Genomic DNA, 317 nt, shown 5'->3' with positions numbered 1-317 from the left:
GCCATCCACACACTCGCGGTGCATTTTTAGCGCGGTATCTAGGCCCCAGCGTTCAATCCACTGAGAACGCTTCAAACGCCCAGAAGCACACTGTGCTTGGCCACCATTTCGGGTACTGCAGCCCCAACTCATACGGTTAGCTTCAATCACAGTCGCTTTAATACCGTACATTTCAGCAAGGTGTATCGCGGTACTTAGGCCTGTGTAGCCTGAACCGATAATAGCCACATCGACATCCATGTCTGACGTGATTGGGCCATCATCTTCAGGTGGTGCGCCTGCGGTATCTACCCAATAAGTCGGGGCATATTCCTTAC

At 52.1% G+C, this 317-nt stretch carries 1 protein-coding gene; it reads right to left on the bottom strand.

What is annotated here, in order from left to right; all coding sequences use genetic code 11:
* A partial coding sequence (locus AB4486_RS26210; RefSeq protein WP_372119686.1) for an FAD-dependent oxidoreductase occupies positions 1-317 on the bottom strand: 317 nt, incomplete at both ends.

Origin of the sequence: Vibrio sp. 10N.222.55.C6 (assembly GCF_041473395.1) — a bacterium.
GTDB classification, from domain to species: Bacteria; Pseudomonadota; Gammaproteobacteria; order Enterobacterales; family Vibrionaceae; genus Vibrio; species Vibrio crassostreae_C.
This window is presented reverse-complemented; position numbering and strand designations above follow the sequence as displayed.